Origin of the sequence: Dyadobacter soli (assembly GCF_900101885.1) — a bacterium.
Lineage (GTDB): Bacteria > Bacteroidota > Bacteroidia > Cytophagales > Spirosomataceae > Dyadobacter > Dyadobacter soli.
Genome location: NZ_FNAN01000004.1, coordinates 1 through 14,648 on the forward strand (window position 1 = coordinate 1; position 14,648 = coordinate 14,648).

General features: G+C 47.6%; 21 protein-coding genes and 1 tRNA gene. 14 read left to right on the forward strand and 8 right to left on the reverse strand.

The features are described from left to right. A partial coding sequence (locus BLQ88_RS37670) for an ISAon1 family transposase N-terminal region protein (RefSeq protein WP_090148421.1) occupies positions 1-248 on the reverse strand: 248 nt, incomplete at its 3' end. A gap of 320 nt (positions 249-568) precedes the next feature. Further along, positions 569-1,033, reverse strand: coding sequence for a helix-turn-helix domain-containing protein (locus tag BLQ88_RS06375; protein WP_090147779.1), 465 nt, complete (start codon positions 1,031-1,033; stop codon positions 569-571). Positions 1,034-1,342: 309 nt separating this feature from the next. On the opposite strand from BLQ88_RS06375, the gene BLQ88_RS06380 reads away from it, so the two are divergent. Both BLQ88_RS06380 and BLQ88_RS06385 read left to right on the forward strand, forming a co-directional pair. Continuing rightward, positions 1,343-1,594 (forward strand): hypothetical protein, encoded by a 252-nt coding sequence (locus tag BLQ88_RS06380; protein WP_090147781.1) that lies wholly within the window; start codon positions 1,343-1,345, stop codon positions 1,592-1,594. A 67-nt stretch (positions 1,595-1,661) separates the two neighbouring features. Next, positions 1,662-1,952 carry a hypothetical protein gene (locus BLQ88_RS06385; RefSeq protein WP_090147783.1) on the forward strand — a complete coding sequence of 97 codons (291 nt, stop codon included), beginning with the start codon at positions 1,662-1,664 and terminating at the stop codon, positions 1,950-1,952. An 8-nt stretch (positions 1,953-1,960) separates the two neighbouring features. Here the strand turns inward: BLQ88_RS06385 and BLQ88_RS06390 are convergent, their stop codons facing one another. Beyond that, positions 1,961-2,476, reverse strand: coding sequence for a hypothetical protein (locus BLQ88_RS06390; protein WP_090147784.1), 516 nt, complete (start codon positions 2,474-2,476; stop codon positions 1,961-1,963). A 58-nt stretch (positions 2,477-2,534) separates the two neighbouring features. Here BLQ88_RS06390 and BLQ88_RS06395 point away from each other — a divergent pair, with 58 nt between their 5' ends. From BLQ88_RS06395 to BLQ88_RS06450, 12 genes are all read left to right on the forward strand, one after another. Further along, the gene (locus BLQ88_RS06395) at positions 2,535-2,843 is read left to right on the forward strand and encodes a hypothetical protein (RefSeq protein WP_090147786.1); all 309 of its coding nucleotides are present in this window, start codon (positions 2,535-2,537) and stop codon (positions 2,841-2,843) included. A 4-nt stretch (positions 2,844-2,847) separates the two neighbouring features. Next, positions 2,848-3,045: a hypothetical protein gene (locus tag BLQ88_RS36380; protein ID WP_143016801.1), complete on the forward strand. Its 198-nt coding sequence runs from the start codon at positions 2,848-2,850 to the stop codon at positions 3,043-3,045. A 196-nt stretch (positions 3,046-3,241) separates the two neighbouring features. Then, positions 3,242-3,451 (forward strand): hypothetical protein, encoded by a 210-nt coding sequence (locus tag BLQ88_RS06400; protein ID WP_090147787.1) that lies wholly within the window; start codon positions 3,242-3,244, stop codon positions 3,449-3,451. 2 nt (positions 3,452-3,453) lie between these two features. Beyond that, positions 3,454-3,762, forward strand: coding sequence for a hypothetical protein (locus BLQ88_RS06405; protein WP_090147789.1), 309 nt, complete (start codon positions 3,454-3,456; stop codon positions 3,760-3,762). A 193-nt stretch (positions 3,763-3,955) separates the two neighbouring features. Further along, a tRNA-Met gene (locus BLQ88_RS06410) sits at positions 3,956-4,028 on the forward strand. A gap of 230 nt (positions 4,029-4,258) precedes the next feature. After that, positions 4,259-5,770: a hypothetical protein gene (locus BLQ88_RS06415; protein ID WP_090147791.1), complete on the forward strand. Its 1,512-nt coding sequence runs from the start codon at positions 4,259-4,261 to the stop codon at positions 5,768-5,770. A gap of 11 nt (positions 5,771-5,781) precedes the next feature. Further along, on the forward strand, positions 5,782-6,126 hold the full coding sequence (locus tag BLQ88_RS06420; RefSeq protein WP_090147792.1) for a hypothetical protein: 345 nt from the start codon (positions 5,782-5,784) through the stop codon (positions 6,124-6,126). 17 nt (positions 6,127-6,143) lie between these two features. After that, positions 6,144-6,398: a hypothetical protein gene (locus BLQ88_RS06425; RefSeq protein WP_090147794.1), complete on the forward strand. Its 255-nt coding sequence runs from the start codon at positions 6,144-6,146 to the stop codon at positions 6,396-6,398. Next, on the forward strand, positions 6,395-6,757 hold the full coding sequence (locus tag BLQ88_RS06430) for a hypothetical protein (RefSeq protein WP_090147796.1): 363 nt from the start codon (positions 6,395-6,397) through the stop codon (positions 6,755-6,757). The genes BLQ88_RS06425 and BLQ88_RS06430 overlap by 4 nt, the downstream gene beginning before the upstream one ends. Positions 6,758-7,061: 304 nt before the next feature. Further along, the gene (locus tag BLQ88_RS06440; RefSeq protein ID WP_090147799.1) at positions 7,062-7,475 is read left to right on the forward strand and encodes a hypothetical protein; all 414 of its coding nucleotides are present in this window, start codon (positions 7,062-7,064) and stop codon (positions 7,473-7,475) included. Between the two features lie 25 nt (positions 7,476-7,500). Then, entirely contained in the window at positions 7,501-7,731 is a 231-nt protein-coding gene (locus tag BLQ88_RS06445) for a hypothetical protein (protein WP_090147801.1), read from the forward strand. 13 nt (positions 7,732-7,744) lie between these two features. After that, on the forward strand, positions 7,745-7,993 hold the full coding sequence (locus BLQ88_RS06450) for a hypothetical protein (protein WP_090147802.1): 249 nt from the start codon (positions 7,745-7,747) through the stop codon (positions 7,991-7,993). A 300-nt stretch (positions 7,994-8,293) separates the two neighbouring features. Here BLQ88_RS06450 and BLQ88_RS06455 read toward each other — a convergent pair whose 3' ends face one another. The 5 genes from BLQ88_RS06455 to BLQ88_RS06475 form a co-directional block, all read right to left on the reverse strand. Then, on the reverse strand, positions 8,294-8,650 hold the full coding sequence (locus tag BLQ88_RS06455; protein WP_090147804.1) for a hypothetical protein: 357 nt from the start codon (positions 8,648-8,650) through the stop codon (positions 8,294-8,296). 338 nt (positions 8,651-8,988) lie between these two features. Continuing rightward, positions 8,989-9,591: a hypothetical protein gene (locus BLQ88_RS06460; protein WP_143016802.1), complete on the reverse strand. Its 603-nt coding sequence runs from the start codon at positions 9,589-9,591 to the stop codon at positions 8,989-8,991. A 981-nt stretch (positions 9,592-10,572) separates the two neighbouring features. Beyond that, positions 10,573-10,980 carry a hypothetical protein gene (locus tag BLQ88_RS06465; RefSeq protein ID WP_090147807.1) on the reverse strand — a complete coding sequence of 136 codons (408 nt, stop codon included), beginning with the start codon at positions 10,978-10,980 and terminating at the stop codon, positions 10,573-10,575. 85 nt (positions 10,981-11,065) lie between these two features. Next, positions 11,066-11,266: a type II toxin-antitoxin system HicA family toxin gene (locus BLQ88_RS06470; RefSeq protein ID WP_229212605.1), complete on the reverse strand. Its 201-nt coding sequence runs from the start codon at positions 11,264-11,266 to the stop codon at positions 11,066-11,068. An 85-nt stretch (positions 11,267-11,351) separates the two neighbouring features. Beyond that, entirely contained in the window at positions 11,352-14,648 is a 3,297-nt protein-coding gene (locus tag BLQ88_RS06475) for a phage tail tape measure protein (protein WP_090147808.1), read from the reverse strand.

The window sequence follows — 14,648 nt, forward strand, 5'->3', positions numbered from 1 at the left end:
TTAAGCCATCTGCGGCGTTTGATGTGAAGGAAGACCTTATGGCCCCGAATTGGAAAATCCTGAACAGTAATCATCGGAAAGAACCCTTTGGAGAGCAAATTCTTCCTCTCCGGGTCATTCTCATCCGCATTCTTCTCATCTATATGCACGTGAAATACTCCATCCTGACGGTCGATGGATGTCAATTCAAAATTTTCAAGGATAAACTCTGGTAATAGAAACTGGATAATAGGCAAGAAACTTTCCAAAACGAACTAGGTTGATTAAAAACACAAACCTAGAAAATCCTATGCGCTCCACAAGTTTTTGATTTGATCCGAAAATCCTATGCGCTCCACAAGTTTTTGATTTGATCCGTGATGATTTGTAACTGTGAGTGAATTTGCGGGGAGCATGTCTGGAAAACGAAAAAGCCTGCTTTTCAGCAGGCTTTCCAAGTTACTCATCGTGAAAGTAGTTGCCTTTTTGCACGGTTTTGTGACCCATAGGGGAACAAAGGTGGTCTCTTAGCGCATTCATTATAAGCCATTTGGAAACCTGATTTCCAAACTGTGAGTGGAACTGTGAGCTAGGCCGCCTCCATTTCTTCTTCCTGCGATTGTTCAACAGGCATCGGAAGGACCTTCCCGCAGGGCGTATTTCCACCCAGATCAGGCTTTCCCAGGGACATTTTAAGCAGCTCCTGTAAGCTTGCTATCTGAGTATCCTTCACGTGCAGTTGATCTTTAAGTGCCCTGAATTCAGTTTCAATTTTAGCCAGATATTCCATTAAGTAATTTCCCGCATCTGATTGGCTCCCCTGTCCGGTTTCCGAAACCATAAGTGACATGCGCTTTTCGATTTCTTCTTTCGTAACTCCAAGTGCTTTCGCCCATTTTCGAAGTTCTGTATCTGACATTTTTGACCTATTGTAAATAAGGTAAATGTTTTGACGATTGATACGGAGCGCGTCCGCGACGTCTTGTGGCCGCAGACTCTTCTCATCGATGATCTCCTTTATTATGACTCCAACTGGAATCCTTTTCGTAGCCATACTATTTTCGTTTGATGAAAATTGATCGATAAACTATATGCAAATATTAACCTCTCAGGGACAATTGTCAAACCATCTGTAAAGTTTTTTAACCTTTCAAGGGCGATTTCTGACCAACGAGGCGAAAACAACAACATCTAGTTGTTCTTGACTAAAATTAATAGCGCTGAAAATCAACTAATTGTAGAATTATTTTCCATTTTTTATATAAAACTATTGACAATTGATTTTTTTGAAAATACTTTTGATAGGTAATAAATAGTCCACTAAGGTACTCTAGAGTTCCAAACCGGTCAAATAACTCAAAGGATGAAGTTCGATAGAACAAAAGAACGACAGCCATTAGGCCATCTTCTGGCAGATTTAGAGGAATGGCAACGGATGAAAATCAAAACAAGACTCAAGGAATTAGGTTTTTCCCAGGGTCAGTGGAAAGGACTATTAACCAATGCAGCAGCTCACAAGGTACCTGCATTTGTGAGGGATGTTATTGTAGGTGAGCTCCCAGATTCAGCTCAACTTTTCAATCACCCAAATTTGAAAACAGAGCGGGTCGCGTAACGCGACCTTTTAATTGGTCATAAAAGTAGAAGTAGTTAATAGTAGAACCCTAAAGTAGCTTGAGATCATGAACCCATATTTAAATACGGCGCTGGTATCGCAAACACCGGAGGTTAAGGTTCAAGAAGTTATCGTTTCCCGACTGACCCGGCGTGGCGACGGCGATAATCAAGCGGATCCAGTCCGGACGGTTTTCCAGATTTTCGATTTAGAGGGAAATCTGCTTGCCGAGCGAGATGAATATAGTTCATTCTCGAAAGAACAGCTGCTCCACTTCGCGAAGTTCGTGAAAGAGATGGAGCTCAATGACGTGGAGAGAGCATTTGCAAGCTGGGTTGACTCGATTAACGGCGGATAATGAATGATTTATTCCGGCTTGCTAATAACTAGATAAACCTTTCGCTGTCTGAAATCAATGTCAATCTCATATTTAGTACCCGCCACTAGTGTTACGTCTTCCTCCAACTGGAAATCAGTTGACAATTGTCGCTCCTTCATTTTGGGGAAACTAAGTTCAAGCAGTGTCAATGGGTCTTTGGGATCAAAGAAATCAGGGAATCGGCTCTCCAGCAACCTAAGCGCATCATGATGTACGGAATATTCGAGAATTGGTTTTTTAGAAAACTCATTGGGAGCACCCCTCCGAAGCATAATAAATCCGTCACGCTCCATCTGGTTGATAACCGACCAGCGTCGACGCTCTTCCGTCCTATTCTCATCATCATTTATAAGACAGTCTTTAAAAAAGTACTTAAATACCAAATTGGGCTGGTCGCCGAAGTCATCGATGATAGCAATCAGTCGTTTCTGCTCCTCACTGAGTTCAACGGTTTTAAGCATCTCATAGCCTGCCTCCAGGCTTCTGTACTTATTGGTAAACATATAAGGGGTGACAAAATTTGTTCATCGCAAAATACGAATCCTTCACCGCCGATACAATATGGCTGAAAGGTTGAAGGGAAGAAAAACGCTCAACGATATATGGCAGGGGTTTCGGCAAGAATGGCGCAGAAATGCGGCCATCATGAAAACGCGCGGATTTTGGAGTGTGCAGTTGGTTTGGTTCGTGGCCGGAGGAATTTTCTTCCGGCTACTCCCAGCGCGCCAACAGGGCGAATCCTGGTTGCATTATGCACTTAGCGTTGCCCTGATTTGCGCGATCGTGTTGCCAATTTATTTCTGCGAGCTGCTGACCTGGTCAAAATGGGTCGAACGGCTGCTCAATAAGTTTCGAAAGCAAAAACCCTAGAAATATGAAAGCTCTATTATCAGTTTTGACGATTGTGCTCACCGGCGAGTGGGTCGCTGGGCTGTTGGCCAGCAACGCCGGCGTGCTCCTTGCAACCATCGCAGTCCTTGCATTCTGGTATCTGGTTTCCAGGAACGTGCCGCCCACCGGCCCCGGCACAAACAACAATCAGGATCTCACCTTCACCGGCAGCATGTCATGACAATTCTGGGTTACTTGATAGCCGCCTTTGCGTGCTTCGTATTTGCATTAGTGATCATCCACGAGCTCAAAAAGGCTCCCAAACTGGACACTCCGTCTGATCGAAAACATGAGCGACTTAATTCTATCAATCCTGGGCTGCGCGATCGTAGCCCTGTTCGGAATAGCCGTATTCAAGCGCCAAAACGCAACGAGCGATGACAAGCGTTGAGAAATCTCGCGAATGGGCGGAAGTCCTGCTGTTGTGGCTGGACCAGGCAAGTAGCCGTTTTCGCTACTACGATGATCTTAATGACAAGTTACAACGAATGTCAGCTTTGCAAGCGTGGGTTAATCACGGCGCTATTAAAAGCCAGATCAAACGTATCCGCGACAAGGAGCTCAAATTATATCTCAATTCACGGTAACCATGTCAGAAATTCACTCCACCGCCTTTTCAGCGACCGAGCTGCGAGCAATGATACTGGGCATACAGGTTTTAAGAGAAGTTAAAAACGGAGCATTTGCTACGTCGGAAGCTTCCACAATAGCACCGGAACGCCTTATCATTCAAAAGTTTAATGAAGAACGTCGGGTCGAACATCAACGTGGTGATGATCATTTAGCCGGCATTATAGGTAAACTGGAAGCTTTTTTAATTACCGCTGAGCTTCCCGAAATGGATAAAGACATCGGCCAGGAATGGCCACAAGAGCGTGCCGTCTCAGATGGCATTTGATAGAGGAGGGTTTACGCAGATTGCCGGTACGTATTGAATCACGGTAATCTCAGGGTGTGCCAGGCGGCTTGTTTGATTCTCGCGCTGGCAGGAAGTTCGGTCTTCGCACCCTACAAGAAGCATCCATTTTGAAAGTTAAGTCGCCCGGGAAATTTCCCCGGGCCGATTTTCAGAAGGAATGGAGGCAGGATATCGCGGGGTAGAGCAGTTGGTGGCTCGGTGGGCTCATAACCCACAGGTCGCTGGTTCGAGTCCAGCCCCCGCTACAGGGTAGGACAGACCTACAGCTGGGAAACCGGCATAGCCCCGAACCGCGGACGATAGCAACGTCCGCGGGTAAGGGAAGCTGCGGAATTAGGGTAACTATTTTGGGTTCGACTCCCATTCCGCACCACGGCAGAACATTCTGCTAACGGCAAGGTGCCGTATATCCATGAGCGTCACTAGTTTGACGGGTAAGGGATAGTATGCTTTGACAAGAAAATTTTGGCCTTAGATGCTCAAAAGAATTGAAACTTCCGATGTTATGCGACGTGCTACTCAGGCATTTGACGAGCACAATGAACGATGCCCGACATCAGTGCATTTCCGGAATACTGCGGATGGCCCAGTGGCCATCACGAGGAAAGTTGGCCTCATTCCCGAGTCTGTAACTACCACGTTTCATACTGTGCTTACCGAGTACGTTCACGCCTACAACCGCACCAGGGACATCATGCCGCTTTATTTGCAGGATCCTGCAAGCCCACCTGCTTTATTTACTACCGGTCCTAACATAGCCAAATTCGCGCGCTGCTCTGCCCGTACTGTGCGGAACCACCTGACTCGTTTGGAAAAATTGGGGTTCCTAACGCGCAAATTCCGGGGCGACAAGCATGCATTTCAGGTGTGGATTTCGCCGAAATATCTATACGGGGAAGTGGCGACCGAAACCGCGAAAAATGCCGCTCTGGCCGCATCTGAGGGGGGAGAACGGAAAATTTTTCCGCATAGCAGTACTCACAGAGAGATTTTAGGAACAGAAAAAGGGAGTGCGGATATGTTAATTGTACACGGAGAGAGCATTCAGGGACAGAGGGGTGAGACAGACGGGCAGAAGGAGCCCCTCGGTGCTCTTCCGGAGGGACAGAAAGGAAGCAGGGGGGGCGCGGCCGGCGCAGCGGATGATCCCGCGATCGCCGCCCAGGGCGAAGAAAACGGCACACAGCACCAGGAACTGGTAGCAATCGGTCGAGAGAATGAACGTCTTGTTAACCGACCGAAGGCGCCGAAGGGTATGGATCCGAAATTTACCAGACTACTTTTTGAATTTTGGCTGTATGCCTGGAAGGTGATTTATCCGACGCGGGAATTTTCGAAACAACAACAGGAAAACTCACTCGCAGCTATCAGCAAAGGCGTTTTTGAAAATTTCCAAGGCGAATGGAGCGATGAACAATGGCTCAGTTACTACCAGGTGCAGCTGGCCAAAGTCGATAAAGCCGGCCGTTACTATGACAATCACCCCGATGCTTACCTGCCTGACCCTTACGCTGTTCACATCCCGGGCAAAGGCTACTTCGATATAGAAAATTTAAAAGGTTTCATCGGAATTGATTCGTGGATAAAGCAGGATGCTATTAAGCACGCTAAGCAGCGCCAGGCATATGCCGACAAGCAGGAGGAGAAAACAAGACGCGCCGAAACACTGCTCCGGACCGCCCGTCGGGATTTCGAGAAACTCCGGAGCAATGCCAAACCTCGAAAGGAGGTTGCCAAATTTAACCAACTGGCTCTATTCCAATACTACAACGTCATTTTCTCAGGGCTTGGCAAAAAGTGGCAGGAAGCATACTGCAAACAATTCCTCGAACAACAAAGCCGCGATTTCCAAGCGCCTACCTATTACAAGCCGCGTAAAATCAAGGCGCTCGCAGCGCCGGAGCCGACGACGGTTGTGCAGGTCGAGTCCTGGATGACCTACGGTGAAGGATTCGATCCTGAATCAGGAACCAATATTTACATTTAACCTTACCTCAAATGAATCACAGACGCTACTACGGCCACAGGGAAAAGCAGTCAAAGCCCTTGTCCGACGAACGAAAGGACGAACAGAAAGCAAAAGCCAGCTGCTACCTGGTTGTAAAGTTTCACGACGGAAATACATGGTCGAAATGGAGCAACGAGCACGGCCAGCCGAAGAAGCTGCTCAACATTAACGATGCAGTAAACGAAATGTTCCGGATCGCCCACCAGTATTTCCAGGGCAAAATTCATTCAGCAGCCATTTTCGACACCCGGGAGCATAAAACGATCGGCGCTTTCAACAAGATATACCAATACGAAAAAGGCTTCTGGACTCAGGTCCAACAATTCACCTGGTAACCTAACCCGAGACTGATATGACAAAGATCACCATCCGCCAAACAGGCAAGAAGTTGACAAACATGGAGTTTCAAATTATAAATGGAGCTCAGCAGCATGCCCATGAATATGATCAGTTGGCCATGCGGTTGTTTTTGGAATCAGAAATTGACGATTGGAAGCGGCGTGACAAATACCGCGGCGCCCCTACCCGGCTGCTTGTCCGTAGCCAGTGGGAAATGGCACTCATGAATCAGGACGTCGAGCTGGCAATCTTCAAGACGATCGCATGAATGCCGGGGCAGTACCCATCCGCCTGCGTCTCTCCTATTGGGAGTCGCTCGGACTGAAGAAGTTCTTAGAGCCGATTTGCCAAACGAAGGTTGGACCGGAAACCCGCAACGAGACGATTGTACTTATTGAATTTGCCGAAAAGTTTTACGGCAAATGTTTCGGTCATGGTTTGAACAGAAGTGACAAGGTGGCTACCTATCAAATTCCGATATCAGTTGCCAGGATCATTCATTACCGATTACAGTGCCAGCCCACAAACGCCGCATTGCAGCAAATACTTTGGCTTCTGGACCAGCACCTAACCAATCGCGGACTGAAGCCCGAATTCGAAAAGACCCTCGCCATTCTTGGGCACTAATCTGAGGGTAATCTTAGCCGTTCCGAATGCACATTACCCGAAATATTACCCCGGTGAATCTAAACCAAACTGAGTAACGATCGTGGCATCGCAAATACTGATTGACATCCAATTTCTTGAGAGCGCAAGCGGGATAACCAGGTCGCTTTTGTACGGTCCAATAGATCTGACGAAACTCCAATATCTAGATCAAATGATTGAAATCCGGCTCAACGAACTGGTCAATCTCGCACACGAGGAGCAGCGAATTGCATGCCCTTACCTATATGACAATATGCGCTAACCTTAAACGATGAGAACCCCTATGAACCAACAAGACGAAAAGAAAGAGTTTTGGGCGATTGTTTCGCTCATGGGTCACCAGCAATTGGCCGGCCACCTGGATGAATACGTAATGGGCGGTTGCAGCTTTTTGCGACTGACGGTGCCGGAGACGACAAGGCAGCCGGCTTGGACTCGCCTGTTCAAAGACAACTCGATTTACTCCATTGACCCCTGCACGGAGTCGGTAGCTAGGTACAAAGCAGAAACGTTGAACATCGCCCCAATGACTGTTTGGGATGCAAACTCTATGCTTGAAAAGCAGCTCTCGAAGGAAGGCAAGATAGTTGTTCCTATCAACAGTTTGCCGGAAGGCTTCAAGGTAGAACCGGAGATTTCGGACCGTGGGCAGTATGTGTATGAGTCTGACGACGACGGCGACGAAAGACCTTTCTGATCAACCTTAAACGATCCGAACCCCTATGAAAAAAAGACGATACGAGGACCTGACACCTGATGAGCTCATACGCCATCAGCTCAAACAAAAAGGGTGGGCAGTGGTAAACCAGCTCGGTTACATTGACCTACACACCGTAAGTGGTACGCGCTCCGACTCTATCCGGAGATTTGAGGCGGATTCAACGCATAGTTGGAAAGACTGGTACCGGCACGGTTGGCGCTGCGTGAAAGTTGAAGTAATCACCAATCCTTAAACGAGTCGAACCCATGTCAGAGACAAACAAGCCAGGCGGCATTCATGGCGCCATTCTCCGGATAATCGTTGATGAAGGAACAGCAACCCCTAAGCAGGTGCAGGAGCTTAACAGGATTGAGCAAACCTGGAAAGATGCCGGGCTTGAAAAAGGCGACTGGGCAGCCGAAGTAATGGGCAAGCTGTATCGAGTAGGATCGGATGAGCATAGTGAAGCCGTCCGGGCATACCTGGCACAATATCAACCGATTGATCAACCTTAAACGAGCAGAACCCCTATGAATACCGTAGCTGAAATGCTTGAAATGCCGGTTGAAGAGCGGAAGAAGTTCCTACAATACGAGGGCTGGAATCCGTACTGCCTCATGTGTAACTATCGAGGCAGGATGCGCCCGGAGCCGTATGGCTGGCGATGTCCACAATGCAAAAACATGATCGGGCATCATCATGAGCGATTGCAAGAATCTCCACTCAATCAGCCAGGATACACGGCGCCCGGCTTGTACCCACTTTCATATCAACCTTAAACGATTCGAACCCATATGTGTTCAATAGCACCCCAATCACGTCGTTTGTGGAACCCCTCTGAAATCAAGTCCCGCTACCAGAATGGCCGGTTCACCGTCCTCTTTAATAAAGAATTCATCATACGCGGCAATGCGTCCAAGTTCATTAAGGAGTATTTCAAGTGTATTCGTTCCATGCTTTTGCGAATAAAGCACCGGAAATACTTCATAATTAGGATCGATCGGGATCCATACTTCAAACGGCACCGTTTGCAATGGCTTAGGTCTAATATTCCCGGGATCAAAATGCAGCAAATACGCTTTCTCCAAAATGTGAGGTAGAACTACGGGGTCATTGTTTATCTGCTCTAGGATTTTCGCAATGTCCTGAGACTTAATCTTTCTAGCGCTCATAGAAATCAAGTTTTGATTTAAGTCTCATAAGCAACCTTTTTTTTCTGAAAATTCAAAATGCTAATGATTCCGACAACTACATAAGTAACAGAACCGAATGACCATGAAAGGAGACTATAACGATGAATACTACCGCACGGCCTGCAACAGCAAACCCGCCACGTACTACAACCACTCGACGGAAAAACACTATTGCACGGGTTGCGCTCACCTGATCAACCTGCACAATGCAGCCGACGGGCAACGACTTTTCGGGCATGACCTGTGCTTACTTACGGTTGTAACAATCCAGCACCCGTTTTATGAGCGTAACCAGTCGAGTACCTGGCCAGGCCTTTTTACGATACGGCATATTGTCCAATCAACTCGACGTATTTTGCGCCCCGACACGAGAAACATATTCCATTCTCAATGTGTGAATATTCTTCAAAATGCCCAGCACCATTGCACCGGATGCATGGCTGGAGATTCATTTCTATTTTTCGGGCTTCATCCTGATAGTAGGGTATTTTACTGTGTTCATGTAACTCAATATGGCACTTATTGCAAAGTGTCGTTAATGCGCTCTCTTCGTATTGCCACGGATATTTCCCGAAAATATAATACTGGTGATGCACGTGTAGATAAATTGGATATTCTGAAAAGGTAGATCCGGCATATCCCGTTTCGGAATCTATCATATCATTCATTGTGTAGATCTGAGAACCACTTTTAATCAGTCGGTCTACCTCAATATCGGAATAGTCCCTAAAATGCCTGCCCATGATAAATTCCGTTGGAGTTACTCCGCACTGGGTGCAGCAATTTTTATCCCTTTTAATTATTGCCGCTCTCAACTGCTTCCATTCAAATGTTGATAACAAATGGCCGTAAGACGGTAGCTGACCGTTCAAATCCTTTAAAAGCTTATCAATTGATGGGTAGAATGGTGTAGGTTTCACGGCTAAATGTTTGGTTTGAGCGCAGATTTTGCCATAATTGAATGAGTTAATTTTTCAAATGAGATCAAAAATAAAAAAAACTGACATTCTACCCGGAAGATTGATTATTCGGTATTGCGCAGCCAGGGATATAAGTAAAGAGCGCGAGGCGAGTTTGGTTTCTGTTCACCAATTCTAGGCCGTGCCTTACTGGGTTTATCAACTTCATGAAAGTATAAACATATTACAAACGTGTTTTAATTAAGTTTACAAACAGGATATGTATTAAAAATGCAGACCTACCAAACCGACTCCTTCAACTTAATTTAAATGAAAAACCTATTTCTATCAGTTTTAATTATCTCATTGGGAACATCTTGCGAAAAGCCAACAAAAATAGATGATGATTCAAAAGCAAGTATCACGTATTTTAAAGATCGACGCACAGGATTGTGTTTTGCAAGGGTGGACCTAACGACAATGACCGGCGCCGGCAATATTCCGTCGGTATCGGTCACGAATGTTCCCTGTGATTCGGTTAGACACCTTTTGGATTAAATTGAAAATGCCCCCGGGTAGATGACATACAACCCAGCAGTCTGGAGTCTGAGCGAGAAATTTAAGATAACAAATTTGTTACTTTTTTTTATGCACTCGCTCGCAGCCTGGTCAAATCAATCTGATCCTGATATTTTTCAAATACGTTGTAATTCCACCCACTATCCGGCCGACTCGGCGATCGCCTGTGGGTGCGCGAGACATGGCCAGATGCAGGGTGGAATGGCAAGTATCCCGATCGCGCCGGCGTAGCACACTATACAAGGAAATACAACAATATCATCAACTGCTGCTCACCGAGAAGCTTTAATATTGACTTTGTCACCTTTGCACTAATATATCGGTTGCCTGTCCAATCAATTGAGTGGCAGGCAATCACATAAAACAAAAAAGGCCTTGAGAAACTCCCAAGGCCTTTTACAATAATATGAATGCTAACGAATATTACTTCGTGTAAATGTGAACTTCCGCAAGTCGAGACGCAATTTGCCTTAACGCCTCCTGCACTTTTTCTGCTTGCTTAGCAGAAGGGAATTTTTTTCCCGTTGCATACTGTCGAAGTAGGCTTCCATTTAATCCTGATGCATCAGCCACTTTTGAAATGTTCAAAAAGTTAAATTCTTCAAAAAGAGCGACCAAATCAAACAAAATGTTCAATTGAACATCGTCAGGATTAATATCATGAAAAGCCAACAACAACGATTTCATCTTAGCAATGAGCTCCTGTAAGGTCGCGGCACTTTCCACAATTAAGTTGTCGTCGTAAGAAACCCTTCCCCACAAAGCTTCATCGGATCCTTCTACAATCATTTCAAGTTGTAGAAGATTTGTTGCATGATTTTTAATATCCATAGAGCTGCAAGTCGTAAATGATAGATGTTGTCTGGCAAATCTTTATATATGTTCACAATTACATTGCCTGAAAGTCAGGCGGACTCTATTTCAAGCCCGCCTGTTTCAGAATGCTATTCAAAGTACCCTTCGGAATTTCATCCTTACCCTGGTAAGAGACCGTCACCTTTCCCGACTTTATCGGGTGGACGAACTGTCTGTGACTACCAGCTTGGGCCTTCAAATACCACCCATCCTCTTTCAGGATTTCCAGTAATTGTTTGGCATTCATTATTTCAAATAACATTGTTCTGCTGCGTTGCAGAACATTACAAAAGTAACATATACGTTACTTAGTTCCAAATTTAAAATAACAAATTTGTTACTTTTTTTTACGCACTCGCTCGCAGCCTGGTCAAATCAATCTGATCCTGATATTTTTCAAATACGTTGTAATTCCACCCACTATCCTTGTCAAGCAGCTTACGCAATAGCATGTTGGTTTCGGCAAGCGAAAGATCCGCATACGGCGCCATCGGCATGGCCGGCATAGCAGTACTCCCACCATCGGCAAATGCCCGACCAGTACTGCGCATTGTTTCCAGCATGTTGGCAAAGTCGGCTACAACAGGATTCCGGAGCATGCGGTTGCTTATCACGTATTCAGTGCCTGCTTCGCCGGCCACGTAAGAGCGCCGGCCGAGCGAGAATAGCGTCGGCTGACTCACCCACCCTTGCGGATTCCCGGACTTGTCGACCTGGATGCTGGCAAGATCGGTCGGTCCGCCTTCCGCGCGGAACGCTGGCCGTTCCGGCTGATCGGCAGCGTTGATCAGCTGCTTGGCTTTAACCATACCGGCAGTAACGGCCGCAACAGCTGCTGCGATCCGGAGTGCGACAGTGTACGGATCACCTTTTGTACCCGCGGCAACGGCAGACGCGACGGCGGTACCAGTATCGACAGCTATCTGGAATAGCCCGAGTGCCTTTTGAAATTCGGCATACTCGTTTTGGTTATCGGTTGTCAGCGTCAAAACGTCGGCGATCACCTTGCCGCCCTCGGTCATCGCCTGACCGGTCTTGCTGATCTGATCTAGCTTAATGGCCAGCAGCTCGCGATCGGCTTTTGCAATCTCGGAATTGACCAACTTCTGGTGCTCAATATCCATCGTGCCATACTTCTCCCGCAGGAGCCGGAGCCGCTCGAGCTGGTTGCGCACAATATCCTCCTTGCTCGTACCGGCTTCGTCGGCAAGCGACATTTCGCTCCGGTACTGGTTGAGTATCCCGGCCAGGAAATCGTCAGTACTTTCCTTCGATTGCTTTTTGGTAAGTGCGCTTACTTCTTCCTTCCACTGCTTTTCGAGCTCGGTAGTCGCCTTTCCGTGCGCTTTTGCCAGGGCGATCTGCTCCTGGTAGTGGTTGTTAATCTCAAACAGATCTTTATTACGCCGCTTGGCTTCATCATCCCGGCGCTGCTGCTCGTATTGCGCTTCCTCCTTGACATCGCGATTAATGCCGTCCAGGTGTGAACGCACCGTTTTATCGAAGTCTTCGAGGTACTTTTTGTTGTATTTTTTATTGATCGAAAGTACCTCCTGACCATGCTGTTCGTTAATCGACTCAAGAAGAACCGCGTTTTTGCCAGCACGCTTCCGTAGCTCGTCGTATTTAAACTGCGCGTCCTGAATCTCCTTCTTCTGCCCTTCCAGCATGGACAGTGTTATCTTTTGCTGGTTTTTCATCAAGTCTTCGGCCAGCTGCTTCTGCGCTTTAAGTGCCTCCTTGGCCTGGTCTTTACTCGGGCCGGCATACAGATTCACTTTTGGCGCCGGCTTTCCAGCGTCCGTTGTGGTGGCCTGTGGCGCTGCAACGGGCGAACGCCCCTCCAATGCATCGAGATCCTTTTTCAAGGCGACAATCTGATCCTGGAAGCTTTTCGCCTCCTTGCGTTTGCTCTCAAAATCCTCCTTTGTGAACGGCGACGTAATTAGCTGCCCGCCAGAGTTTACCGAATACTTTTGCCGCAGGTTCAGCTCGTACTCGGCCACCTTGGCGCGCTGCTGTAAATCGCTAATTTCTTCTTTTAGCATGTCGCGCCTGGTCTGCCGCATCGTTTCAAGCAGCGTCCGCTGGCTCTCTATGAATTCTGTCGCTTTACCGCGGCTGAAATCAAGTGCATTGCCGTATTTATCAAAGCCGGTGGCCGCTTCCGGAATTTCGTCGGCGATCGTATTGATAATCTTTTGAAGCTCGGCCTGCTCTTCGGTCGATAACTTCGACTTAGATTTGAGCTCATCGTACCGGCGGAGCAGCACAGGAAATTTGGACTCGACGGCCACCACCTTTTGCTGCTGATCGTTGAGTTCTTTCAGTTGAAGATCTAGCTCAGTGACCACGCCGGCCCACTTGCCAAACATCTCGATGAATGGACCGAGGCCTTCGGCTGCGCGTTCCCAATAGCCGTTTAGCTTCTTCTCAATCTTATCCATGATCGCGGCCCAGTTCTGATTTTTGACGTTGAACTCATCAATTACAGACGTGCCCTTTTCGAAGGAAGCGTTGGCGATATCCTGCTGCTTTCTTACCAGTTCGGTATTTTTGGCAAATGCTCCGAGAACTGCCGCGCCTTCCGATCCTTCGATGCCCAGATTTTCCAGCATTTTAGCCAAGCCTTCTACACCTTTGGTAGTGCTGCGGGCTCCTTCCAGTACACGCAGGAAAGCTTCGTTACCATCGGTTTTTAGCAGGGTACTGAAATCCTTAACCTGCATGCTGGCAATCCGCGCGAAATACGGGACGTCTTTGCCCATGGCGATCACCATCTTACCGATATTGGTCGACGATAATTCACTTGACTGCCCAAGAATATCTGCTGCTGCGGCCATACCCAGCGTGTCAGCGATGCTGATGCCGGCATTCGGCGCAATCCCGGCAAACCGTTTTGCCCATTGTACCAGGTAACCCTCGTTGGCCTGGCTACTCGCGCCGACTGTATTGATTGCACTACCAATTTTCAGCATTGATTTCTCAATGCCAAATTCTTCTTCAAGCCCGAAGATGGCAACCAGCTTACCGATATCGTTCAGCGTCTCTTCTACATTCCCACCCAAATCTTCACCCAGGGCAACATTGAGCACGTCGGCAGCCTTTACAAACGCCAGTACATCTTCGCGGCTTCCATAGCCTAATTTACCGGCGACGGCGGCCAGCTGTCGCAGTTGCTCGACGGGCGTGCGGGTGTCGATCGCTTCCAGGTCCTTATTGAGCTGTTGAAGCTGCTGGCCGGTGATCCCGGTTTGTTTTGAAACGTCGGCCAGCTGATCAGAAAGCTCGCCGGCCGTGTTGGCCAGTCCAGGCAAAAGCTGGATCGCTTTCTGCACGCCCTGGTAGGCGAGCGCCGCAAGGCCTGCGCCGGTGATCATCTCCTTCCAGTTCAATTTCATGCGTGAGAAAGCGCCATCACCACCGCGGATCTCGCCCACCATTTGAGTATGGGCTTTGCGCACCTGATCGAGCTGCTTGCGCAGTTTCTCAAAGCCGGCCGGGTCGTCGTCCTTTTTCATGTTGAGCAGCTGACGCTCCAGGCCGATCATCGTCTGCCGCACTTCCTTGATGGAAGTTTTCGATTTTTCATTGTTGATGATCAGCTCAATGACGGCCTGCTCATCAACTTTACTTTTTGCCAT

Coding starts and splice junctions, on each gene's coding strand:
- BLQ88_RS06375 (WP_090147779.1), bottom strand. CDS start 1,033: ATGGCTACGAAAAGGATTCCAGTTGGAGTCATAATAAAGGAGATCATC.
- BLQ88_RS06380 (WP_090147781.1), top strand. CDS start 1,343: ATGAAGTTCGATAGAACAAAAGAACGACAGCCATTAGGCCATCTTCTG.
- BLQ88_RS06385 (WP_090147783.1), top strand. CDS start 1,662: ATGAACCCATATTTAAATACGGCGCTGGTATCGCAAACACCGGAGGTT.
- BLQ88_RS06390 (WP_090147784.1), bottom strand. CDS start 2,476: ATGTTTACCAATAAGTACAGAAGCCTGGAGGCAGGCTATGAGATGCTT.
- BLQ88_RS06395 (WP_090147786.1), top strand. CDS start 2,535: ATGGCTGAAAGGTTGAAGGGAAGAAAAACGCTCAACGATATATGGCAG.
- BLQ88_RS36380 (WP_143016801.1), top strand. CDS start 2,848: ATGAAAGCTCTATTATCAGTTTTGACGATTGTGCTCACCGGCGAGTGG.
- BLQ88_RS06400 (WP_090147787.1), top strand. CDS start 3,242: ATGACAAGCGTTGAGAAATCTCGCGAATGGGCGGAAGTCCTGCTGTTG.
- BLQ88_RS06405 (WP_090147789.1), top strand. CDS start 3,454: ATGTCAGAAATTCACTCCACCGCCTTTTCAGCGACCGAGCTGCGAGCA.
- BLQ88_RS06415 (WP_090147791.1), top strand. CDS start 4,259: ATGCTCAAAAGAATTGAAACTTCCGATGTTATGCGACGTGCTACTCAG.
- BLQ88_RS06420 (WP_090147792.1), top strand. CDS start 5,782: ATGAATCACAGACGCTACTACGGCCACAGGGAAAAGCAGTCAAAGCCC.
- BLQ88_RS06425 (WP_090147794.1), top strand. CDS start 6,144: ATGACAAAGATCACCATCCGCCAAACAGGCAAGAAGTTGACAAACATG.
- BLQ88_RS06430 (WP_090147796.1), top strand. CDS start 6,395: ATGAATGCCGGGGCAGTACCCATCCGCCTGCGTCTCTCCTATTGGGAG.
- BLQ88_RS06440 (WP_090147799.1), top strand. CDS start 7,062: ATGAACCAACAAGACGAAAAGAAAGAGTTTTGGGCGATTGTTTCGCTC.
- BLQ88_RS06445 (WP_090147801.1), top strand. CDS start 7,501: ATGAAAAAAAGACGATACGAGGACCTGACACCTGATGAGCTCATACGC.
- BLQ88_RS06450 (WP_090147802.1), top strand. CDS start 7,745: ATGTCAGAGACAAACAAGCCAGGCGGCATTCATGGCGCCATTCTCCGG.
- BLQ88_RS06455 (WP_090147804.1), bottom strand. CDS start 8,650: ATGAGCGCTAGAAAGATTAAGTCTCAGGACATTGCGAAAATCCTAGAG.
- BLQ88_RS06465 (WP_090147807.1), bottom strand. CDS start 10,980: ATGGATATTAAAAATCATGCAACAAATCTTCTACAACTTGAAATGATT.
- BLQ88_RS06470 (WP_229212605.1), bottom strand. CDS start 11,266: ATGTTATTTGAAATAATGAATGCCAAACAATTACTGGAAATCCTGAAA.
- BLQ88_RS06475 (WP_090147808.1), bottom strand. CDS start 14,648: ATGGCAAAAAGTAAAGTTGATGAGCAGGCCGTCATTGAGCTGATCATC.